The sequence below is a fragment of the Longimicrobium sp. genome (genome assembly GCF_035474595.1).
Lineage (GTDB): Bacteria > Gemmatimonadota > Gemmatimonadetes > Longimicrobiales > Longimicrobiaceae > Longimicrobium.
This window is the reverse complement of the sequence record NZ_DATIND010000037.1, coordinates 21,973-43,712: the sequence shown is the minus strand read 5'-3', so window position 1 is coordinate 43,712 and position 21,740 is coordinate 21,973. Positions and strand designations below refer to the sequence as shown.

At 75.1% G+C, this 21,740-nt stretch carries 16 protein-coding genes; 1 reads left to right on the top strand and 15 read right to left on the bottom strand.

Going from position 1 to position 21,740, the window contains the following annotated elements:
* Nucleotides 1-13 precede the first annotated feature (13 nt).
* From VLK66_RS06105 to VLK66_RS06040, 14 genes are all read right to left on the bottom strand, one after another.
* Nucleotides 14-637 carry a hypothetical protein gene (locus VLK66_RS06105; protein ID WP_325308496.1) on the bottom strand — a complete coding sequence of 208 codons (624 nt, stop codon included), beginning with the start codon at nt 635-637 and terminating at the stop codon, nt 14-16.
* Nucleotides 634-1,980 carry a DUF4157 domain-containing protein gene (locus VLK66_RS06100; protein WP_325308495.1) on the bottom strand — a complete coding sequence of 449 codons (1,347 nt, stop codon included), beginning with the start codon at nt 1,978-1,980 and terminating at the stop codon, nt 634-636. The genes VLK66_RS06105 and VLK66_RS06100 overlap by 4 nt, the downstream gene beginning before the upstream one ends.
* 45 nt (nt 1,981-2,025) lie before the next feature.
* A complete protein-coding gene (locus VLK66_RS06095; protein ID WP_325308494.1) occupies nt 2,026-7,161 on the bottom strand; it encodes a DUF4157 domain-containing protein in 5,136 nt (1,711 codons plus the stop codon).
* Nucleotides 7,158-7,436, bottom strand: a complete 279-nt coding sequence (locus tag VLK66_RS06090) for a hypothetical protein (protein WP_325308493.1) — start codon at nt 7,434-7,436, stop codon at nt 7,158-7,160. Before VLK66_RS06090 ends, VLK66_RS06095 begins: the two co-directional genes overlap by 4 nt.
* Nucleotides 7,427-9,397, bottom strand: a complete 1,971-nt coding sequence (locus tag VLK66_RS06085) for an ATP-binding protein (protein ID WP_325308492.1) — start codon at nt 9,395-9,397, stop codon at nt 7,427-7,429. Before VLK66_RS06085 ends, VLK66_RS06090 begins: the two co-directional genes overlap by 10 nt.
* Entirely contained in the window at nt 9,394-10,719 is a 1,326-nt protein-coding gene (locus VLK66_RS06080; RefSeq protein WP_325308491.1) for a DUF4255 domain-containing protein, read from the bottom strand. The genes VLK66_RS06085 and VLK66_RS06080 overlap by 4 nt, the downstream gene beginning before the upstream one ends.
* On the bottom strand, nt 10,716-11,606 hold the full coding sequence (locus VLK66_RS06075) for a hypothetical protein (RefSeq protein WP_325308490.1): 891 nt from the start codon (nt 11,604-11,606) through the stop codon (nt 10,716-10,718). Before VLK66_RS06075 ends, VLK66_RS06080 begins: the two co-directional genes overlap by 4 nt.
* On the bottom strand, nt 11,603-12,343 hold the full coding sequence (locus VLK66_RS06070) for a hypothetical protein (protein WP_325308489.1): 741 nt from the start codon (nt 12,341-12,343) through the stop codon (nt 11,603-11,605). Before VLK66_RS06070 ends, VLK66_RS06075 begins: the two co-directional genes overlap by 4 nt.
* A 222-nt stretch (nt 12,344-12,565) precedes the next feature.
* On the bottom strand, nt 12,566-13,093 hold the full coding sequence (locus tag VLK66_RS06065; RefSeq protein ID WP_325308488.1) for a phage tail protein: 528 nt from the start codon (nt 13,091-13,093) through the stop codon (nt 12,566-12,568).
* 168 nt (nt 13,094-13,261) lie between these two features.
* Nucleotides 13,262-14,863 carry a phage tail sheath family protein gene (locus VLK66_RS06060; RefSeq protein WP_325308487.1) on the bottom strand — a complete coding sequence of 534 codons (1,602 nt, stop codon included), beginning with the start codon at nt 14,861-14,863 and terminating at the stop codon, nt 13,262-13,264.
* 34 nt (nt 14,864-14,897) lie between these two features.
* Complete coding sequence (locus tag VLK66_RS06055) at nt 14,898-15,632, bottom strand: glycosyltransferase family A protein (protein ID WP_325308486.1); 735 nt, start codon at nt 15,630-15,632, stop codon at nt 14,898-14,900.
* Nucleotides 15,629-17,161 (bottom strand): glycosyltransferase family 2 protein, encoded by a 1,533-nt coding sequence (locus tag VLK66_RS06050; RefSeq protein ID WP_325308485.1) that lies wholly within the window; start codon nt 17,159-17,161, stop codon nt 15,629-15,631. The genes VLK66_RS06055 and VLK66_RS06050 overlap by 4 nt, the downstream gene beginning before the upstream one ends.
* A gap of 566 nt (nt 17,162-17,727) precedes the next feature.
* Entirely contained in the window at nt 17,728-18,612 is an 885-nt protein-coding gene (locus tag VLK66_RS06045) for an aldo/keto reductase (protein WP_325308484.1), read from the bottom strand.
* 189 nt (nt 18,613-18,801) lie between these two features.
* The gene (locus VLK66_RS06040; RefSeq protein WP_325308483.1) at nt 18,802-19,401 is read right to left on the bottom strand and encodes a D-Ala-D-Ala carboxypeptidase family metallohydrolase; all 600 of its coding nucleotides are present in this window, start codon (nt 19,399-19,401) and stop codon (nt 18,802-18,804) included.
* A 404-nt stretch (nt 19,402-19,805) separates the two neighbouring features.
* Here VLK66_RS06040 and VLK66_RS06035 point away from each other — a divergent pair, with 404 nt between their 5' ends.
* A complete protein-coding gene (locus VLK66_RS06035; protein ID WP_325308482.1) occupies nt 19,806-20,759 on the top strand; it encodes a c-type cytochrome in 954 nt (317 codons plus the stop codon).
* Between the two features lie 9 nt (nt 20,760-20,768).
* On the opposite strand, the gene VLK66_RS06030 is transcribed toward VLK66_RS06035, so the two are convergent.
* The gene (locus tag VLK66_RS06030; protein WP_325308481.1) at nt 20,769-21,575 is read right to left on the bottom strand and encodes a hypothetical protein; all 807 of its coding nucleotides are present in this window, start codon (nt 21,573-21,575) and stop codon (nt 20,769-20,771) included.
* Between the last annotated feature and the right edge of the window lie 165 nt (nt 21,576-21,740).

The window sequence follows — 21,740 nt, the reverse complement described above, 5'->3', positions numbered from 1 at the left end:
TGGGCCTCGCTTCTCATCCGTCTCCCTTCGGGTTGTCCCTCTCCATCCGCGTCTCCGCCATCAGTGCCGCGCGGAGCGACGCGATCTGCGCGTCCCGCTCCGCCGGGTCGCGGCGCACGTCCAGCGGCTCGCCGCGGATGCCGCGGACGAAGTAGAGCGCCAGGTCCTTCACCCGGAAGGCGAAGGCGTTGCCGAGCGTGGCCACCTGGCTGCCGCTGTACCGCACCGGCGCGCCGTCCTCCAGCAGCTCCCACAGCGGCGCGACGGCCGCCGTTCCCAGCGCGCGCAGGTGGCGCCCCGCCGGGCCCTCCACCTCGCCGGGGATGCCCCAGGCGTTCCCCCACCCGGTCCACCCGCCGGCCAGCGCCGCCGCGTAGACCGGCGCGAGCGCGGCCGCGTCTCCCGGTGGCGCATCGCCCGCATCTCCCAGCGCCAGGACCTCGGCGGCCAGGAAGCGCGCCTCGCCCGGCGCGCCGGGGTCCAGCATCACCTCCCGCAGCCGCTCGCGGCCGCCCGGCTCGTCGCGGAGGGCGGCGGCGGCGGAGGGGTCGGCGCGGTGGAAGAGCTCCAGGTAGCCCAGCCCGCGGAGCCGCCGGACCAGCGCCTCGCGCCCGGGATCGCCGCCCGGGTGCGTCACGGGGCCTTCGCGTCGGCGAGCGAGGCCGCGGATATCCACCCCACCGCGCCGCGCCGCGGGCCGTCGACCACGGTGACCATCCACCACTGGTCAGCCCCCAGGTTGAACAGCCGGCCGGCGGCCTTGTCGGTGACCTCGACGCGCGTGTTCACCGGCAGCTTCGCCTTCACCGAGTCCTTCGCCTTCGCGGGGTTGCCCACCAGCTCCACGTCCTTCGCGTTCGTGTACTTGCCGGTGACCAGCGGCAGGTCGATGGTCTCGTCGCCCGCGGCGGTCTTGCTGGCGTTCCACAGCTCCGCGGCGGCGCCGAACACGTCGCTGGGCGCGTCGGCCGAGACCACCGAGAGGGGGAGCTTGGTGAAGGCCCCCGCCGCGTCGATCTCCCATCCCCAGCGCACCGAGCCGTAGTAGGTGCCCCGCTGCGCCCCGTCGACCGCCAGCGCGGTGCTCTCGAACACCTCGCTGCGGTTCACCCCGGGCGGCGTGATGGTGGGCTTGTCGATCAGCAGCGCGTCCTGCTTGTGGAGCTTGCCGCCGTCGGTGTAGCGCCAGCCGTGCCGCCCCCATCCCTTGGTGGTGGGCGTGCTGGACAGGGTGTCGCCGGGAGATGCCTTCTTCGTGGCGTACAGCGGGTTGGCGTAGTCGTCGACGCGGTCGATCCCCACCCCTTCCCCCGCCTTTCCCGCGGGGATGGCACGTCCCCGGTCGCTCGCGCTGGCGAACGCCGCCTTCCCGCCGACCTTGGCGATCGAGGTCTGCACCATCCCGATCTTCCGCGCGAACACGTTCCGCCCGGGCTTGAAGCGGAGGGTGATGTCGACGCCCACGTCCTTTCCGCCGTCCTGCACCGCGTCGTACTTGTCGGTGTCGAACTCGCCCGCCCAGGTCGTCGCGGCGCGCTGCAGCAGCGGCGAGGGCGGCGCGGTCTGGGACAGGCGCCGGCGCGCGGCGGGGCGCGGGGCGGGCGAGCGCGAGACCTCGTCCGCGGCCCGCTCGGCGTCCGACGAGGCACGGCCGACGCGCGGCGGCCCGTCGGCCAACGGACGGCCGGACTGCTGGACCACGTGCGCCAGCTCGTGCTGCAGGAGCCTGCGCCCGGCGGGGGTGTGCGGCGAATACTCGCCCGCGCCGAACACCACGTCGCTGCCCAGGGTGAAGGCGCGCGCGCCGACCCCGGCCGCCGCGGCCGCGGCGCGCGCGTCGCTGTGCACGCGCACGCGGCCGAAGTCGTGGCCCAGCCGCTGCTCCATGGCGCGGCGCACCGGCGCGTCCAGCGCGCGCCCCGCGGACCGCTGCCCGGCCATCGCCGGCGCGGGCGGAGCCGTCGCCCTGGTGCGTGCCACCCGTTCGCGCATCGTCTCCCTCTTCCTTGCCGGATTTGCCGGCCGTCAGCGGATGATGATCTCGCGCAGCCGGGGCGCGCCGTACTCCCAGTACCGCTCCTGCACCACGATGACGAAGTTGCGGAGCTCGGCGGGGATCACCGAGCGCAGCGAGGCCAGCGTGCGCCCGTAGCCCACCGACTTGGCGATGTGCTCGGCGTGGCCGCGCGAGGTCACGTCGGCCACCACCAGCCGCCCGCCCGCGCGGTCCACGATCACCGCGTCGGGGCGCTCGTTGCCGGGGAAGATCTGCCGCAGCCAGCGCGTGGCCGCGTTTCGCCCGAAGCGCCCGCGGGGGATCATCTCCGCCTCGGCGGGAAGCTCGCTGGCCCAGCGCGCCAGCTCGCCCCGCTCCAGCGCCGTTCCCGCCGCCTGCCGGTAGCGCAGGTCGGCGATGTCGGTGGCGGTAGGCGGCTCGGCGGTGGCTTCCAGGTCGGCGATGGCGTCGGCCGTGTCGCTGGGGCCTTCCAGCACCTCGCTGGCGGAGGGGCGCCCGCGCGGCGCCTCGGCCTCGGCGGCCCAGAAGTCCTCGGGCCGGTCGAACGGCTCGTCGAACGGCCTGCGCTCCATCCGCCCGCCCCGGCTCCCCCGCCCGCCGCCGCGCCCGCCACCCCCGCGCCCGCCTCCGCCGCCCCGTCCCCCGCCTCCGCGTCCCCCGCCGCCCCCGCGCCCACCGCCCCCACGTCCCCCGCCACCCGCCGTGCTCCCCCGCCCGCCGCGCGGGCCCGTCGCCGTCCCGCCGCGTCCGCCGCCGCCGCGTCCCCCGCCACCGCCGCGCCCGCCGCGCCCGCCCGGGCCGGAGCTGGCGCGGGGTGCCTCGCCCGCGCTCTCGCCCGCCAGGCGCAGCCCGCGCCCGCCCGCGCCCTCTTCCGCCGCCAGGGCGACAGGGCGCTGCCCCTCGGCGCCCGCGGCCTCGGCAAACTCCACCGGCACCTCGCCCGAGACCGGCTCGGCCGGCGCCGTCCCCGGACGGGAATTCGCGCGGGCGCGGCTGGCGCGGTACTCGGCCAGGTCCACCACGTTGCCGCGTCGCGGGCTCGCCGCCGGGCGGCCGCCGTCCGCGCGCGGCGCCGGCTCGGGGGGCGCGCCCTCCGGGGCCGCGCGGGCGGGGCGCGCAGCCGGCGGCTCCACGGGCGGGCGTTCCGGCTGCACCAGCCGCAGCCGCGGGCGTCCGGCGGGAGCGGGCTCCGGCGCGGGGGTGGGCTCGGCGACGGACGCCGGCTCCGAGGCGCGGGGCCCCGCCGCAGGCTCCGCCGCGGGCGCCGGCTCGGCGACCGCGGGACGGCCGGCCGCCGGCTCGGAGACGGCGGGACGGCCGGCCGCCGGAGGCTCGGCCACCGTGGGACGCACCGGCGCCGGCGGCTCCACCGGCGGCGTGGCGGGCGGCTCGGCCGCGACCGCCGGGCGCGAGGCCGGCGCGGGCTCCACCACCGGCTGCGGCGGCGGCTCGGTCACCGTGGGGCGGCCGGCGGGCGGCTCCACGACCGCCGGCGGCTCCACCACGGGCGCGCGCAGCGGGAGGGCGGGTGCCCCCTCGGCCAGCGCGCCCGAGCCGCCGCGGAGCCGGCTGGCCGCCCGCCCCAGCGCCGTCCACGCCGCGCCCTGGCTGGGGTTGGTGAACGAGGGAGGGAGGCGGCCGTTGATCTGCTTGTTGATCCGCCCGCCCACGAAGAAGCTGGCGAAGGTCGTCAGCCCGTGCCCCAGCGCGTAGCCGGCCTGGAACGGGGTGAGGTCGGGGTTGGTGAACGCCGACGCCGCCTCGCTAAGCCCCAGGATGTCGAGCACCGCCCCGCCGAACGCCGCCGGCCCGCTCTGCCCCGCCCCCACCCGCCGCTCGTACGCCTCGTACAGCCCGTAGACGAGCAGGCCCACGGCCGCCACGCCCACGATGATCTCGGCCACCACCGCCGAGACCCCCGCCACCACCAGCAGGAAGACGGCGAGCTTGATGACCAGGATGACGGCCACGACCAGGAGAATCGCCGCGATGATCCCCACGATGATCCCCGCCACGATCTCGCCGATGTCGCGCAGCGCCGCGAGCACGGGATGGTCGTAGTCCCACCCGGTGTCGCTCCCCGCCTCGCGCGCCTTCGGCGCCACCTCGCGCACCGCGTCGTCGTTGTGCGCCAGCCCCTCGCGCACCTTCCCCGACACCTGCGTCTCCGCGTCGGAGAGCATCGTCCGGAAGCGCCCCCGCAGCTCGGTGGCGGACGGGGCCAGGCCGTCGCGCGCCTGCGTCTCCATCTGCCCCACCGACGTGTCCATCTCCGTCAGGATGCTGCCGTAGCCGGTGTCGACCTCGACCACGAAGGTGGAGAGCGAGGTGGAGATGGAGTCCACCGTGCGCGTGATCTCGGTGGTCACCGCGCGCTCCACCGCGCGCAGCCCCTGCCCCACGCCGGGGAGAACGCGGGGGAACTCGCCCGCCATCCCCTCGGCCCCGGTGCGCGTCTGGGCCACCGCGTCCTCGGCCGCCGCGCCCGCGAACTCGCGCACCTGCCCGGCGAAGGCCCGCGACGAGCCGGGGTCGGGCGCCGGCGCGTCGCGCAGCACCGCCGAGCCCTCGGCCACCAGCTCGCGGATGCGGCTCGCGGCCGGCTCCACCGACCCGTCGATGAAGCGCAGCGCCCGCCCCAGCGCCGCGTCGATCTGCGTGGTGGCCGCCGTTCCCACGCCGCGGGTGCGCGTCTCCGCCGCCGTTGCGGCCGCGTCCAGCGTGTCGGTGGCCTGCGTGTGCTGCGTGTCGAGCTGGGTGTGCGCGGTGGCGGCGCGGGCGTCCAGCGCGGCCAGCGCCGCGGCGGTCTGCCGGTCCACCTGCGCCAGGAGCTCGGGAAGGTGCTGGTCGTAGCCCCGCAGCGCGTCGTCGCCCCCCTGCCGGAAGCGGTCGGGAAGCGGCGTGGTCACCTCTTCCACCGCCGCCACGCCGTTGGGAATGCGGGCGCGGATCTCCCGCGCGGTGTTGGCTCCCACCCGCCGCGCGGCCGAGGCCTGGCGGCGGCCGCGCTCGTTGCCGGCGTACCCCGCCGCCACGCCGTTGGCGGCCTCCACCGCCTGGTTCGCCTGCTCCTCGCTGCGGGTGCTCACGCGCGTGGCGTGGCGGGTGCGCAGCGCCTCGGCATCGGCGATGGCGGTGGTGACGTGCCCCTCGATGGCGGTGCGGTGGTCGTCGAACACGCGCTGCATCCGCTCGCGCCCGGCGCGCCCCGCGATCTCGCCCTCGGAGCGGCGCGCGGAGAGCTGGCTGTCGACCTGCGCGTGCGCGGCGGTGAAGGCGTCGTCCACCGTCCGCCGCCTGGCCGTGAACACGGCCTGCACGCGCAGCACGGCGGCGTCGGTCCGCGCGGTCACCGCGCCGCGCACCTGCTGCGCCTGCCGCAGCACGGTGCGGCGCGCCTCGGCGGCCCCCTCGCGGATGCGCGCCTCGGACTCGGCCGGCACCTGCTCCGACAGCTCGCCGGCCAGCTGCGCGGCGTCGGCGCGCGCGGCCTCCAGGTCGATCTCCGGCTCCGCCGGCGCGGCGGCCGCGGGGCCGGCGGGCGTCGTCCCCGCCGCCGCGGGGGACGGCGCCGCGCCGGGGGAAGGAGAAGCGGGAGATGGAGATGCGGCGCCGCCCGTGCCACCCGCCGGCGTGGGAACGGGGAGGTCCTCCGACACCGCGGCGCGGTCGGTCCGGTCGTCGCCGGGAGACTGGCGGCCGAAGGCGCCCGCGAGCGAGATGAGCCCGCCCAGCCCCGCCGAGCGCGCCAGCGCCTCCAGCGCGCCCGGGCGCTCCGGCGCGGTCGGCCGGGCGGCGCCGCGCGGCCGCGGGCCCAGCGGCGCGCGCGCCGGCTCCGCGCGCTCGCCCGGAGGCGCGGCGGGCGCGGAGGGCGGCCCCTCCGCGGAGGGCGGGCCGCCTGCGCCTCCGCCCGGCGCCCCGGCACCGGCGGCGCCCTCGGCCGGCGGCGGGGGCGGCTCGGGGAGCGGCTCCACGCGGTCGGCCAGGCGCACCGGGCGCTCGCCCTCGCCGCCCTCGCGCTCGCCGGCGTCCGCGTCCGCCGCCGTCTGCGCCCCCGCCCGGGCCTCGCCGTCGGCGGCGACGGTCTCCGCGGCGGCGGCGTGGGCCGCGGCGGTCTGCGGGGCGCCGGCACCGGCCGGGGCGCGCGGCGTCGACGCTTGCGACGGCGGCGGCAGCCCCTCGCGCGCGGACGGCGGAACCGGAGCCGGAGGACGGGCGACGGCGGGCGCGGGCGGCACCGCGGGCGCGCGCCGCGCCGCCGCCGCGGCGACGGAGCGGTCGTCCGGCCGGCCCGGGCGCGCGGGGTCCTGCGCCACCGCCGTCCCGTCCGCCGCGGGGCGGAGCGGAGTGGGGTTCGCGGTCGCCTCGGGTCCGGGAGGACGGGCGGCGATGCGGTCGATCTCCCCCCGCCGCGCCGGGTCGGCCTCCTCGCGGAGGCGGCCGAGCACCGCGCCCCGCGCCAGGTCGCCCAGACTGGAGATGCGGAGGTGGACGCGCCCCTCGCGGTCGGCGGGGTCGCGGCGGAGGGCGCGGAGCAGCTCCTCGACCGACTCCACCTCTTCCTCTTCGTCGCGCGCGCCTTCGTCCGCCTCCGTCTCCTCCGCCTCCGCCGCGGCGGTCTGGCGGGCGATGACGCCGGGGATGGGCGACGGGGTGAGCGCGGCGGGGCCCGGCTCCCGCCCCGCCATCGCCGCCCGCGCCGCGCCCCCGGCCTCGCGCTCCGCCCGGTCGCCGGGAGAGGTGACGGGAGATTCGGGGGAGATGGAGGGCGATTCGTCCCCCTGCTGGACGGTGTGCGCCAGCTCGTGCGCGAGGAGCCGGGCCCCCGCCGCGCTCGCCGGCCGGAAGGCGCCCGCCGCGAAGAAGATGTGCGCGCCGCGGGTGAAGGCGCGCGCCTCCAGCGCCTCGGCCGCTTCCGCCGCCGCCGGCCCGGCGTGGACGCGCACTCGCCCGAAGTCGTGCCCGAAGCGCTCCTCCATCTCCCGCCGCACCCCCGGCTCCAGCGGCGCGCCGGGGGAGCGGGCCGCGCGCTCCAGCGCGGGAGCGAGGCGCTGGGCGCGCTCGTCCTCGCGCTCGGGGCGGGCGGGCTCGGCGGCGGCGGGCGCGGGGCGCGCGGCGGTGGGAGCGGCCAGGACGCGCGTCATCGCCCCTCCCCTCCCCCCAGCGCGCCGTACACCGAGCGGGCGAGGCGGGCACCGAGGACGGACGGGGAGGCGTCCGCCGGGAGCGCCGCCGCGGGAGCGCGCAGCGCGGGGACGTCGCCGCCGGCAGCGAGGCCCGCGGGAACGCCGTGCTCCGCCATCAGCCGCCCCAGCTCGCGCTCCAGCGCCGCGCCGATGCGGTGCCGGTCGCCGGGGCGGAAGCCCTCGAGCACCAGCGAGCCCACGTGCAGCTCCACGGCGCGCGGCTTCACACCCATCCGGCCGTCTCCGCGTCGGAGAGCGACTTCTCCAGCTTGGCGTACTCGGCGCGCGCGGCGCGCAGCAGGTGCGGCATGCGCACCGGCTCGCCCGCGTCGGCCGCCAGGAACGCCGCCGACAGCGCGATGTTGCGGATGTTGCCCCCCGCCACGTTCAGCCGCGCCAGCTTCGCCCAGTCCAGCCGGTCCACCGGCGTGGCCGCGGGGAACACGCGGCGCCAGATCTCCGCGCGCTGCGCCGCGTCGGGGAAGGGGAAGTGCACCACGAAGCGGAGGCGGCGCAGGAAGGCGCTGTCCAGCGCGTCGCGGGCGTTGCTGGTGAGCACCGCCAGCCCGCGGTACGCCTCCATCCGCTGGAGAAGGTAGCTGACCTCGATGTTGGCGTAGCGGTCGTGGCTGTCCTTCACCTCGCTGCGCTTGCCGAACAGCGCGTCGGCCTCGTCGAACAGCAGCACCGCGCCGCCCTCCTCGGCCGCGTCGAACACGCGGCGCAGGTTCTTCTCCGTCTCGCCGATGTACTTGCTGACCACGGCGGAGAGGTCGATGCGGTACAGGTCCAGCCGCAGCTCGCGCGCGAGCACCTCGCCGGCCATGGTCTTTCCCGTGCCGCTGGGCCCCGCGAACAGCGCGCTGATCCCCAGCCCGCGCGAGCCGCGCCCGGCGAACCCCCACCCCTCGTAGACCTGCGAGCGATGGCGCACGTGCAGGGCGATCTCGCGCAGCGTCTGCACCTGGCCGGCGGGGAGCACCAGGTCGTCCCACCCCGACTGCCCGGCAATGCGCTGCGCCAGGTCGTCCAGCCGCGGCCGGGCCTGGGCGCGGCACGCCTCCCACACGCCCTCGCCGGGGTCGGCCCCCGGCTCGCGGGCGGCGGCCGCGCGCGCCGCCGCGCCCGCCGCGCGGATGGCCTGCGCGCCGAAGCGGAACTCCTGCACCACGCCGTCCAGCTTCCCGTTCAGCCGCTCGTGCAGCTCGCCCAGCGCGCCGCGCCACAGCTCGCGCTGCTCGGGCAGCGTGGGCCGGGCCAGGTCCAGGCGAAGGAGGAGACGCTGGCGGGTCCGCAGCGGCTGCGGGCCGCACACCAGCACGGGCCCCAGCGGCTGCTCTAGGAAGCCGGCCAGCGAGCGCAGCGTCTCGGGGTCGTCGGCATCGTCCCACTCCAGCACCAGCACGTCGCCGGTGAGCGCCGCCTCGCGCTCGCACAGGCGGGCCACCTGCTCGCGCGCCTCGGCCCCGCGCGGGAGGTCGCCCGCGCGCAGCGCCCACGCCTGGCACCCGCGCGGCGCGGCCGCCGCGGCCACCGCGCGCGCGGCCGACGGGTCGTCGCCCACCAGCTGCACCGCCGGGGGGCCGGCCCAGTCGCCGGGGCGCGTCCACAGCTCGGCCACGGTGCGGGCCAGCGCCTGGTGCGAGGGCGGAAGGGTGCCCGAGGGGGGGATGGGCTGCAGCAGCCCGCGCAGCCGCTCGTCGTGGCACCAGATCCCGGTCAGGTAGTGCAGGATGCGCTCGTCGATGCGCAGCGGGCTGGTGGCCAGCGTGTCGCCCGCGCCCACCTCCAGCAGGCGCCAGCGGCGGAGCGGCGCGGCGGGGGCCACCGCGCTCCAGTGCGCGCCGGGGAGCACCGCCAGCGCCAGCCCGAAGGTGGGATGGGGGCGGCGCGCGTCGCCCTGCGCCTCGGCCACCAGCGCGGCGAACGAGCCGTCCAGCTCCACCCCGGCGCACAGCAGCAGCACGTCGCGCTCGAACGGCGTCAGCTCGAAGCTCTCCGCCACCGCCTCCAGCGCCGGCGGCCCCTCTCCCTCCTCATCTCCCGGGATCCCCATCTCCCCGTCGCCCTCGATTTCGGGAGAGACTTCGCCCGCGGCGTCGCGGCGGAGGAGGGCGCGCAGGCGGGCCAGCGCCTCCACCAGGAGGAGCTGGTTGGCCTCGGCCCACGCCGGCGCGGCCGCGGCGGCGCTCATGCGGAGATCTCCACGTCGGGCGTCACGTACGCGCCGAAGGTGGGGCTCTGCGCGTCGTCGTCCAGCTCGATGGGGCTCTCGGCGCCGTCCACCTGCACCCGCGCCAGGTAGCGCCCCGGCTCCACGCGCGCGATGGGGAGGGTGAGCTCCGCCGCCGTCTCGGGCGCGTCGGGGTCGGTCCGCCCGGGCGCGGTGAAGGCGTAGGCGAACGCCTGCCGATCTTGCGGCGCGCCGATCTCGTTCAGCAGCAGCACCACCTTCTGCCCGCGCCCCACCTCGGGGTCGATCTCCACCGTCACCTCGGCGGACACCAGCCCGTCTCCATCCGCCTCCTCGTCCGCCGTCTCGATCGAGACGAGCGTGGGGCGGAGGACGAAGGCCGCCACGTTCGAGGCCGTTCCCCCGTGCGGCACCGGCGGATCGCCCAGCTGCAGCTGGTGCACCACCTGCGCGCCCTGCACCCCGGCGCGCAGACCCGCGGGAAGGGTGATGGTGATGCGGTCCGGCGCCAGGTCCGCGGGCGCGGGGGTCACGTCGGCGCCGCCCAGGCGCACCAGCGTGTCCGTGCCGCGCAGCCGGCTCCCGGCCAGGGTGATGCGGCCGCCGGCCACGATCGGCTCGCGCTCGCCGGCCTCAGCGGTCACGCGCTCGACCACGGGCTGCTGCAGCGCGCCCACGTACAGGCGGCGCTCGCGCACGGGCAGGCTGGCGCGCGTGGACTTGCGCGCCTCGATCAGCACCACCGACGCCTGGTACGCCGCCGTGGGCCGGTAGCGCGACTGGAACGCCGTCCACAGCCGCGAGATCTCCTCGGTGTTCAGCGACTCGGGCGAGAGCTTCACCAGCTCCACCTGGTCGGCCAGGTCGGCCGCGGAGAGCGCCTGGAAGGCGGCGGGAAGCGAGCTGGCGTCCACCGGGCTCTGCGGCCCCAGCGCGCGGCGAATGGCGTCGCGGGTCAGGATGGGGTTCTCGTGCAGCAGCTGCATCCCGTACCCCAGCAGGATCTCCTGCACGTACTCCGGCGCGCCGTACGCCGTCAGCAGGTAGTGCAGGTTCAGCGCGAGCGGCGGGTTGCTCACCCGGCTCCCGCGCGAGTCGTACGCCGGCAGCGCGTGCGCGGCGAACGCGGGGTTCGGCGCCACGTGGTACAGGAACAGGTTCAGCCGCGCGTCTTCCTGCGTGCCCGTGGTGATGCGGTCCGGCGGGAGCGAGGTGACCGCCACGTTGCCCACGGCCGACGAGAGGTCGTGGTCCACCATCCCGTTGTTCAGCAGGTCGCGCAGCACGGCCGTGACCGCGGCGATGGCGAGCGCGTTGCTCATGGCCGCCTCCGCGAGGAGTTGCGCAGGTAGTCGCCCAGCGAGGCGCGCGGCGGGCCGGCGGGCGCGGGCGCCGGGCGCGGCTGCGGCGCCGGCTGCGCCGAGGCCCGCACCTCGATCCGCCCGATGCTCACGTGGATCACCGGCGCCGCCTCCTCCTGCGCCGCCGCGGGCGATGGGGCCTGCGGAGCGGGGCGGACCGCCGCCGCGGGCACCGCGATCCGCTCGATGCGCGGGACAATGACCGGGATCCGGCGGGGAGATTCGTCCGCCGCGCGCACCTCCCTCACCTCGCGCACCGTCTCCCGGCGCTCGACCAGCAGCGTCTCACGCGCGGGAGATGCGGGAACGGCGTCGGCCCGCGTCACCACGTCCGCCGGGGCCGGGGCGGGACGGACTTCGGGGGATGGAGAGGGAGATGAGGAGGGCGGCGGAGATGCGAAGCGCGGCGCGTCCTCGCCCACCGGCTCGATCCCCATCACCGGCGCGGGGATCGTCCGCGCGCGGCGGGGGACGGGCCGCGGCTCGGCGATGGGCGTGGGCTCGGGAGACGGGATCGCCGCCGCGCTCCGCATCTCCTCGCGCGGCCCGCCCATCTCCCCCCGCACCGGCTCGGTCGGCCGCGCGGGAGATGGAGACGTGGAGGGTGCGGCATCCCCCGCCCCCGCGGACGCCGGAATCGACGCCGCAGGGGATGGGGAGGACGGCGATGCGGGAGACGCGGCGATGCGCGGCGATGCGACCTCCGCCGCCGGGCCCTCGCCCCACGCCGCCGCGCCCGCGTCCGCCGCCGCCGCGGGCGCGCCCTCGAAGCGCGAGGCGCGGCGGGGCGCCAGCGCGGGGGCGGCGCCCAGGCTGCGGGCCGCCAGCGAGGTCAGGAAGTCGCTCATTCGCCCACCATCTCCAGGTATCGCCGCCGCCGCGCGGGGGTCAGCGCCAGGACGTCGCCCTCGCGCCAGCCGTACGCGCGGGCGAGAGAGTGCACCTCGCGCAGCGTGCGCTCGCCCCACGCCTCGATCTCGCTCCACAGGAACGAGACGATGTCGAACAGCGCCTCCCAGCCGTGGCCGCAGGCGGGACAGGTGAGGGAGAGCCGCACCTCGGCCTGCGGGTCCGCCTCCACCATCTCCGCCGCCACCGCGCGGACCACGGGGTCGGGCAGGTCGCCGGGCGCGCGCGCCTCCCCGCCCTCGCGGGCGTCCACCACGCAGCGCTCCAGCAGCAGCCGCCGGGCGCCGTCCACCCCGCGCGCCCGCGCCGCATCCGCCGCGTCGGCCGAGGTCGGCAGCCGCACCGCCAGCTCGAATCCGTCCACCGCCAGCGCGATCGGCCCCGCGGAGGGCGACGCATCCATCCGCACGTCGTCCACCTCGAAGTCCAGCTCCAGCCGCTCGCCGCACGCGGGGCAGGCGGCGGTGCTCACCACGCGCGGCCCGAACAGCCGCTCGCGCAGCGACAGCAGCACCGCGTCGCGCTGCCCCACCGTCAGCCCGCCCGCCGCCTCCGGCCGCGCGGACGCCGCCGCGGCCAGCGCCAGCCCTCGCCAAGCCGGGGGCTCCCCGTCCCAGCGCTCCCAGAGCGCGAGCAGCTCGTCGGCGGCAGGTGTGCGGAGGGTGGTTTCGGGCATCGGTCGGGTTCGGGTAGGAGCCGGTGGAGTCCTGGGTCCCAAGTCCTGAGTCCTGAGTCCTAAGTCCCAAGTGCTGAGTGCTGAGTGCTGAGTGCTTCCTCCGGATGACGTCGACGCGAAGTGGCGGTGCGGGTGCGCGGACGGCCCGACGCACTCACGCACTTCCGCACTTCCGCACTTCCGCACTTCCGCACTTCCGCACTTCCGCACTTCCGCACTAGATCACGTCGCCGGCTCGGTGAACGACGGCTCCGTGGGCTCCTGCACCTCGTAGTCGCGCTCCCATCCCTCGTTCTCGAGCTTCAGGTGCTGGATGGCGACGGCGTTGGCGTTCGCGTCGAGGTCGGGGAGCGCCTGGTACTCGCTGGGCCAGCAGCGGTACAGCTTGTAGGCGATGGCCAGCTGCCCGGCCTCGTTGTAGAACTCGATGACCAGGTCCTTGCGGAAGTCCTTCAGGCTGGTCTCGGCGCCCAGGCCGGAGCCGTAGTTCCACACCTTGTTCGCCCACTTCTCGAACTCGGTGTCGTGCGTCACGCCGCGCTCCAGCGTGACCGCGTCGTACTTGGTGCGCCCGGGCGACTTGCGCGAGCTGCTGGGGTCGCCGCCCTCGCGGTGCTCCACCACCTCGGTCGTCCGCTTCAGCGAGCTCACCTTGCTCACCCCCGCCACGTACCGCCCGTCCCACTTCACCCGGAACTTGAAGTTCTTGTAGGGATCGAAGCGCTGCGCGTTCACGCTGAACTGGGCCATGGGTCTCCTCCCCGAAGGAAGCTCGGATGGTCGACAGGAAAGTCCTGAGTCCTGAGTCCTGAGTCCTGAGTCCTAAGTCCTAAGTGCTGAGTGCTGAGTGCTGAGTGCTGAGTCTCTGCTGTTCCACTTGGGACTTGGGACTCAGGACTTAGGACTTCTTTTCCTCCCCTACGCCTGCGTCTGCCCGGCGAGCTGCTGGATCCGGATGACCACGAACTCCGCGGGCTTCAGCGGCGCGAAGCCCACCACGATGTTCACGATGCCGCGGTCGATGTCGTTCTGCGTGGTGGTCTCGGAGTCGCACTTCACCAGGTACGCCTCGCGCGGCGTCTTCCCCTGGAAGGCGCCCTGGCGGAAGAGGTTCTGCATGAAGGCGCCTGCGTTCAGCCGGATCTGCCCCCACAGCGGCTCGTCGTTGGGCTCGAACACCACCCACTTCAGGCCCTGGAACAGGCTCTCCTCCAGGTACAGCGCCAGCCGGCGGACGGGGATGTACTTCCACTCGCTGGCCTGCTGGTCGGCGCCGTCCAGCGTGCGCGCGCCCCACGCCACGCCGCCGTAGATGGGGAACGAGCGCAGCGCGTTCACCCCCAGGGGGTTCAGCCCGCCGTTGTCGCCGTCGGTGATGCGCGTGACCAGGCTGGCGCCGTTCAGCGTGGCCTCGGTTCCCGCGGGCGCCTTCCACACGCCGCGGGTCGCATCCGTCCTGGCGTAGATGCCGGCCATGGTGCCGCTGGCGCCCACGTTGCGCGGCCGGTCCTCCTTCAGCCGGTCGGCGATGGTGAGGCGGGGGAAGTACACGGCGGCGTTGCGGCTGCGCAGCCCGTCGCCCTCCAGGGCGGTGAGGAAGTCCGCCATGTCGCCCGGCGTGGCCACCTCCTCGGGGATGTCGGCGATCAGGAAGGCGCGCTTCTCCAGGCAGTACGCCTCGGCGTCGGCCAGCACCGCGAAGTGGCTGTCCTGCTCCAGGTTGGCCGCGGCGGGAATGACCAGGAGGTTGAAGACGAACGGGGCGATGGTGTCGAGCGTGTGCATCCCGGCGATCAGCGCGTTGCTGTCCGGCGCCGCGCCGTCGCCCGCCGCCACCGCGCTCCCACCGTCGATGTCGGGAAGGTCTTCGAAGGGGGTGAACGCCGCGTTCGCCGCGTCGCCCAGCACCCCCGGCGCGGTCACGTCGGTTCCCGTGGGCACCGGGCGCTCGCCCAGGCCGGCGTCGGCCAGCGTCACCATCCGCGACGCCTCGTTCACCGTGGTCACGGCGTAGCGGGGATGCGTCTCGTCCATGCTCAGGTTGCGGTGCACCTCGCTGTCCACCACGGTGTTGCGCCCGTTCACCACGCGCACTTCGCGGATCACCAGGTTGAACAGCGTGGCGGGGTCCGAGGTCTTGTGGTCGACCCCGGCCTGCAGGTTCATCCCCCACAGCCCCGGGTTGGCCGCGGCCAGCAGCAGCGAGTCTTCCAGCGGCGAGGCGCCCTGCAGCATCAGCCCCGCGGGGGTGCCGCCGGTGTCCACCCGCACCACCCAGGCGACCGAGCCGCCGTTGCGGTAGTACTGCTGCAGCGCGAACGACGCCTCGCTGCGCTCGTCCAGCCCGCCGAACACGCGCTCGAAGTCGCCGAAGCTGGTGATCCGCTGCGGGTCGTTCACCGGCCCCCGGGCGAAGAAGTCCACGAACGCCGTGTCGCTGGTGCTGACGCCGGCGATGGTGTGCACCCCGCTCGGGACCTCCTCCACGTACACGCCCGGGTAGCTGTAGGTGCTGGGCATGGAACCTCCTCCGGTTTTGGGGTCTGCGGCCCGGTCAGCGGTGGAGCGCGGCGGCGCCGGCGGTGGCGCGGTCCGCGCGAAGGCTTGCGTAGAAGGCCCGGTCCTCGGGCGCCGGCACCACCTCCGCCAGCGTCCGCGCGTAATCCGGCCGCCGGGCGAACCAGCCGGTCACGTCGGTCTCTCGCATCCGGTTCCACGCGTGGCCGTGGCCGTGGCGCACCAGGATGTACAGCTCGGGGGCGTGGTCGATCGAGGTCCTGGCCGCGCCGCACTCCTCCTGGAACGCGAGGTCGGCCTTCACCCGCACGTCGCGGAAGGGGCAGCGCTCCCACAGTTCGCGGCGGAAGCAGAGCGTGCCCCCGGCGAACCATCCGCCCCCCGGGTCCTTCAGCGCGCCGGCGCCGGCGATCAGCACCAGGAAGCGCCCCATCCCCACCAGCGCGGGCTCCGCGGCCCGGCGCAGCGCGGCCACCGTGGACTCGACGAAGCGCGGGTGGTACCAGTCGTCGTCGTCCAGCTTCTGGATGATGGCGCCGCGCGCGGCCTCCATCCCCCGGTTCAGCTTCATCCCCTGCGAGGTGCCCGGCGGCACGCGCAGGTAGCGGATGCGCGGGTCGCGCGGAAAGCCGCCGCGCACCGGCTCGGGGTCGTCGTCCACGATCACCAGCTCGCGGCCGGCGAAGGTCTGGCGCTGCCAGCAGCGCAGCAGCTGGCGCAGGAAGCGCGGCCGCCCGCCGGTGCACACCACGCCGCTCACCTCGGGCCTCACGCGGCCACCCTCGTCGCCACGCCGGCGCTGGAGAACGAGGCGTAGAAGGCCAGGTCCTCGGCGGGGAGGAAGGGCGGCGTCGCCATCTCCGTCCAGTCCTCCGCGCCGCTCCCCGGCTCGCCGAAGCGCCAGGAGTTGGCACCGTGGCGCACGTACAGGAAGCGCCCCTCGCCGGGGAGCCGCTCCACGCGGGCCTTGTGGGCCAGCAGCGCGCGCAGGAACCCCGCGTCCTCGGCCAGCGAGGTGTCGGGGAAGGCCGCGCCGCGCCGCCACACCTGCCGGAGGAAGGTGACGGTGCCGCCCACCACCCCGTGGAAGAACATCGCGTCGCGCCGGCGCGGGGTGCATTGCCAGAAGCGGCACCCGGGCAGCTGCAGCAGGACCGCGCGGTCCAGCGCCGTGGCCGCCGCCCGGCCCGCGGCGATGGGCGCCACCTGCACGCTCAGCCGATCGCAGCCGTACCAGTCGTCGTCGTCCCAGCAGGCGATCACCTCGCCCTCGGCGGCCTCGCACGCCAGGTTGCGCTTGGCGCCGATGCTCATCCGCCGCGGCGCGCGCAGGTACACGATGCGGGGATCGCGCTCGGCCAGGTCGGCAACGGGCTCGCGGCCGTCGTCCACGATCACCAGCTCGCGGCGGGGATGGTCCTGCCGCAGGAAGTACTCGACCGCGCGCTCCGCGAACCGGCGCCGGTCGGCCGTGGGCATGATGCACGACACCAGCGGCGGCTCGGGCTCGGCCGCGGGGACGGGCGTCTCCACCGCGCGGGGGGAGATGCGGATCCGGCGCGGCGCCGGCTCCATCGCGGCGGGGCGGCCGCGGGCGGCGGACCGGCCGCGCAGCGAGGCGTAGAAGCGCTGGTCCGCGCCCATCAGCGCGGCGACGTCGGAGAGCGGGCGCGGCTCCCACTGGCGGCCGCGCAGGTTCTTCGGGCTGGCGTTGGCGCCGTGGATCAGGGCCACCAGGAACGACGCGTCGTCCATCGCGTGCAGCCGCTCCGGGTCCAGCTGCCAGACGAACGCCGTGTCCTCGCCGATCGTCGTCCGCTCCGGGAAGGGCGCCGCCTCCCACGCCGCACGGCGGTAGGCCAGGGTGCAGCCGGCCAGCCAGGGGCGCGCGCCGGAGTAGCGGTAGAGCCACGCCTGCCCCGCCGGAAGATGGTAGTGCAGCAGCGTTTGCGCGCCGCACGCGTCCGCGCCCGAGGCCCGGAGCGCCGCCACCTGCCGCGACAACCGGTCCGGCGCCATCCAGTCGTCGTCGTCCCAGTGCACGATCACCTCGCCGCGCGCGAGCTCCACGGCGCGGTTGCGCTTGGCGCCCAGCGGGAGGCGCGCGTCCAGGCGGTGGTAGCGCACCCGCGGGTCGGCGGGGATCAGCGCCTCCAGCCCGTCGCCGCCGTCGTCCAGCACCACCAGCTCGCGCCGCTCGTAGTCCTGGCGCAGGAACCACTGCACCGCCTGCGCGGCAAGGCGCCGGCGGTTGCGCGTGGGCATGATGCAGCTGACGAGCGGAAGCACGGTGTCGGCCAAGCGGGGGTCGCGATGGAGGGTGGGATCGCGGCTCCGGAACGGCGGGAGCGGACCTGCCGCGCACGGAGCCTTCGCGCGAAGGCGGATGGGGCGCGATCGGCGCGGGCGGCATGCGGCGGGCACCCCGCACCGGGACGCGTAAGTTCAGCCACCGCGGGGACGATGGCAAGCAAAACTTTTTCGCTTATCGGCCGGATGTGGCTATCTGGAATTCAGAATAGTACTTGTCGCTTTCGCGGGAAAAATATGGCGCTCCCGAGGACGGGAAGAAGTCGCCAGCCTGCTACTAAGAACGGGACCAGATATAGAAACACCTGAATAAACTGAGGCATTCATGCCGCACCGGGCGTGGTCCGTCGCTGGAGAGGCGGTGCTTCGATGGTAGATGAATATGCTCTTTCTACGCGTAATGGAGTGATTCGCCTTTCCAAATCTGAAAAATTGCTCTTTCTACGATCGTGATCTTTTCCGAACATCTGTGAGATCGTGACGACGGCATTCTTGCGATCGGATGAAGCGGCGCGAGCCGCGGAGGATATGCCTCCGCGGCCCGAACGGGTATGCGGTCAGGACTCTCCGGCGCCGCGCGAGGCCTCGTCCAGCTCGCGCATGGCGTCGTCGTCCAGCGACAAACCCGCGGCGGCCACGTTCTCCTCCAGGTGCTTCACCCGCGAGGTGCCGGGGATGGGGAGCATCATCGGCGAGCGGCGCAGCAGCCAGGCGAGCGCCACCTGCCCCGGCGTGGCCCCCAGCCGCCGGGCGATGCGGTCCACCGGCCCGCCCTCGCGCGCCAGCGGCCCCGCCGCCAGCGGGAACCAGGGGATGAAGGCGATCCCCTCGGCGTCGCAGAAGTCCACCACCGGCTCCCACTCGCGGTCGGCCAGGTTGTACCGGTTCTGCACGGACACGACCGGAAGGACGCGCCGCGCCGCCTGGATCTCGTCGACCCCCACCTCCGACAGCCCGAAGTGCCGGAACTTCCCTTCGCGCTGCAGCTCGGCCAGCATCCCGAACTGCTCGTCCGCCGGCACCTGGGGGTCGATGCGGTGCAGCTGGTACAGGTCGATGCGCTCCACCCGCAGACGCCGCAGACTCCCGTCGATCGCCCTGCGCAGGTGCTCGGGACGGCCGTTGGGCGTCCACTCGTCGGGCCCGGGGCGCTCCAGCCCCGCCTTGGTGGCGATCACCAGCCCCTCGGGGTACGGGTAGAGCGCCTCGGCGATCAGCTCCTCGCTCACGTGCGGCCCGTACGAGTCGGCGGTGTCGATCAGGTTCACCCCCAGCTCGGGAACGCGGCGGAGAACGCGCAGGCACTCCTCGCGGTCCTGCGGCGGCCCCCAGATCCCCTTGCCGGTTACGCGCATGGCCCCGAAGCCCAGCCGGTGCACGGGCAGGTCGCCCCCCAGCCGCAGCGTTCCCGCCGCCTGCGCGTCCGCGATGTTCTGTGCCATTCGTGCTATCTCTCCCGCTCCGTTCGGTTTTGCAGTGATGAGCGAACGGCAGCCCCCGCCCGGGAGCTGCCGTTCGCGGCCGCCAAACCTTGGTGCAAGCCCCGTGCGCCGGCGCGGTACAGCCGGGTTCCGGGCGCAGTGAGCCCCCGCGAGCGGTAGATCGCAAAGAACCGGAAGCGAATCGCGCCCCTACTTATGATACCGGCTGATTTTCCCGATCCCGGGACCTGTGGATGGAGCCGCGACGCCGTTGGCCCGACAGGGAAATGAACTACTGCGAAAATCGGCGCCCCAGCCGCGATAGCTGCGCGCGTCGATATGAAAACGTCGGCCGCCGTAGATTCCAAGGCCAATCCCGGCGCGTGCGCCTTTTCTCTGGTGAATGGCGCACAATGTGGAAATTAACCTTTCACGCGTGACCGCGCGGTCCACGGGAATCAGATCGACGGCGTAGAATTCCTTGTGTGCACTGGCCGGCGCCCCGCCCACGCAGGCATTGAACGCCGGATCGCGATAGGCCGAGACGACCCGCACATCACCAATTGCCGGCTCGACGTGATCACGGATGAACCGCAGCGCCGGGACGATGTTCGGCCAGTCCCTGTCGGGTGGAGCGGCAAAGAGCTCGACCAGGCACTTCGGTTTCGAACGGTCGGCGATCCACAGATCGTACGCAGGAACGACGTCTCCCACGCCAGCGGCGTTCAGCATTGCCTCGAAACGAGCAAAGGCTTCAGCCCTGCCGGGGGCCTCACCGCTCCACCGGCGGAACTCGGCGTCGGTCGCCACGGGACTGCGCCCCGCGACACACCCCGCAGCGAGCACCGCGAGCAACGCAACCCATCGGGACCATCGGCGTTTGCGCATCGAATCCCCCTGTTCCGGCCGCTCCACCTGCCGCGCGAGCCGCATCTCGCATTGCCGCGTCAGCCGTTTCGCCGCCCGCGCCGTAGCGGGCGAATATCTCCGCCTGATGACGGAACCGCCGTGGTTTGATCTGAAGTGCGAGATTTCTGGAGAAGCGTCTCGCTACGGAACAGCGGCCACGCACAGCGTCGCGGATTCGTTCGGCCGGCGCGCGTCTGGACGGCGGATTTCCGCGGCGTTGCTGGAGAATCGGGACCGGCGTGCGGATTGCCGCATGGGAGGGAAGATGCTGGTCGCTGGGCGTACCCTGGCCCCGGGAGGCGCAGATGTCCCACCGCCGCACCGTCTTCCCCATTCGCTCGATGGCTCTCCTCGCCGCTTCGCTGCTCGCCGCGTGCGGCGGGGGGAAGGTGCCGCTCCCGCGGCTCTCCACCTCCACCGCGGGCGACACGGCGGGGCTGGTGGCGCGCGGCGAGTACCTGGTGCGCAACGTGTCGGTCTGCGGCCACTGCCACGCGGCCGACCCGCGCAACCCCGACGGCCCGCTGGCCGGCGGCCTGCCGTTCCGCAACTGGCGCCTGGGCACCATCTTCGCCGCCAACCTCACGCCGGATCAGGCGACGGGGATCGGGAGCTGGAGCGAGGCCGAGATCGTGCGCGCCATCCGCAACGGCCAGGACCGCGAGGGCCACCTCCTTGCCCCGGTGATGCCCTACGAGTGGCTCTCCGGCCTCTCCGACCGCGACGCGCTGGCGATGGCGGCGTATCTCAAGACCCAGCCCCCCGTCTCGCGCCGGATGCACAACCGCCCCGACCTGGTGTTCAACGTGGCGAAGGCGCTTATCCTCCGCCCCGCGCGCACCGGGGCCGGTCCGGCGGCGCCGCGCGGGCCCACGGCCGAGTACGGGCGCTACCTGGCCGACCACGTGGGCCTCTGCGCCGACTGCCACACCCCGCGCGGCGGCCTGCAGCAGGCGCCGGACAAACACAAGCTGTATGCGGGAGATGCCACGCCCCCCAGCGCCTTCCCCGCCAACCCGTCCAACCTGACGCCCGACGCGGAGACGGGGATCGGGCGATGGACGGAGGAAGACTTCCTGCGCACCCTGCGCACCGGCGTGAACCCGGACGGCGACCGGCTGCACCCGTTCATGCCCTGGCGCGAGTACCGGCGGATGACGGACGACGACCTGCGCGCCATCTACCGCTACCTGCGCACCCTGCAGCCCATCCGCAACCCGGTCCCGCGCCGCCCGTCGCCACCCCCGCCCGCGGGGTGACGCGGCGGGCTACTTCCGCTTGCGGTTGCGCTTGCGCGACTGCTTCTCCGCCTTCCGGCGCTTGCGGGCCTGCTCGCGCGCGCCGGCGGTGCGGGGAGCGGGCGGCGCGGGCGCGTCGTCCGCGGCCCAGTCCAGCAGCGGGCTGAACGCCGTCGGCGGCGTCGCCCGCTCCTCCAGCATCCCCAGCGCGATCTGCACGTCCTCCCAGTCCCCCTGCACGCGCAGGTCCACCGCGCCGGCCGCGAACGCCGCTTCCATCGCGGGCGCGGCCTCCTTCGCCTCCAGCCCCACGAGCTCGGCCACCAGCAGCGCGTTGAACCCGGGGTCCTGCAGCGCGTGGTCCTCCAGCTGCTTGGCCAGCAGCGCCACCACCTCGCCGCGCCGCTCGGGGTGCTCGTGCCCCACGTTCGCGATCGTCTGCGCCGCGGCCACGCGCACCGCTTCGTCCTTCTGCTCGTCGAACAGCAGGAGCGTGGCCCCGGGAAGCGCGGCGGGGCCGATCATCCCCAGCGCCGCGGGGAGTTCATCGAACACCCAGCCGTTCTCCCCCACCCGCTCGAAAAGCGCCAGCAGCGGCGCCGCGGCCTCGCCGGCACCGAGCTGCGCGAGCGCGCGCCAGGCGTGCACCGGCGCCCACGCGGACGGGTGGCGCTCCTCCACCGTGTGCAGCGCGGGATCCGTCGCCATCCGGACGAGGTCGGGGACGTGGCGCTCCAGCAGCCCCAGGTGGCGGTAGTCGGGCCAGACGCGGCGGCGCGCGGGCTCGGCTCCGAGCTTCAGCAGCCGGTCCAGCGGAGGTGCGTACGACGAGCTCATCGGTTCGGGCGGAATCAGGTCAGGACGGTGGATCGAAGTGCGCGAAGATGACGGAATGCGCGCCGCGCCGCAATCGGCATCGTGGCGGGCAGGGGAAGGTTCGAGGCAAAAAGATGCGCGGCGATGGCTTGGATGCATCGCCGCGCTCGAAATTCTCCCCGTCGC

Excerpts from the sequence above, each read along its gene's own strand:
- VLK66_RS06095 (WP_325308494.1), bottom strand. The coding sequence starts at position 7,161 with ATGACGCGCGTCCTGGCCGCTCCCACCGCCGCGCGCCCCGCGCCCGCC.
- VLK66_RS06090 (WP_325308493.1), bottom strand. The coding sequence starts at position 7,436 with ATGGGTGTGAAGCCGCGCGCCGTGGAGCTGCACGTGGGCTCGCTGGTG.
- VLK66_RS06085 (WP_325308492.1), bottom strand. The coding sequence starts at position 9,397 with ATGAGCGCCGCCGCGGCCGCGCCGGCGTGGGCCGAGGCCAACCAGCTC.
- VLK66_RS06080 (WP_325308491.1), bottom strand. The coding sequence starts at position 10,719 with ATGAGCAACGCGCTCGCCATCGCCGCGGTCACGGCCGTGCTGCGCGAC.
- VLK66_RS06075 (WP_325308490.1), bottom strand. The coding sequence starts at position 11,606 with ATGAGCGACTTCCTGACCTCGCTGGCGGCCCGCAGCCTGGGCGCCGCC.
- VLK66_RS06070 (WP_325308489.1), bottom strand. The coding sequence starts at position 12,343 with ATGCCCGAAACCACCCTCCGCACACCTGCCGCCGACGAGCTGCTCGCG.
- VLK66_RS06065 (WP_325308488.1), bottom strand. The coding sequence starts at position 13,093 with ATGGCCCAGTTCAGCGTGAACGCGCAGCGCTTCGATCCCTACAAGAAC.
- VLK66_RS06060 (WP_325308487.1), bottom strand. The coding sequence starts at position 14,863 with ATGCCCAGCACCTACAGCTACCCGGGCGTGTACGTGGAGGAGGTCCCG.
- VLK66_RS06045 (WP_325308484.1), bottom strand. The coding sequence starts at position 18,612 with ATGGCACAGAACATCGCGGACGCGCAGGCGGCGGGAACGCTGCGGCTG.
- VLK66_RS06035 (WP_325308482.1), top strand. The coding sequence starts at position 19,806 with ATGTCCCACCGCCGCACCGTCTTCCCCATTCGCTCGATGGCTCTCCTC.
- VLK66_RS06030 (WP_325308481.1), bottom strand. The coding sequence starts at position 21,575 with ATGAGCTCGTCGTACGCACCTCCGCTGGACCGGCTGCTGAAGCTCGGA.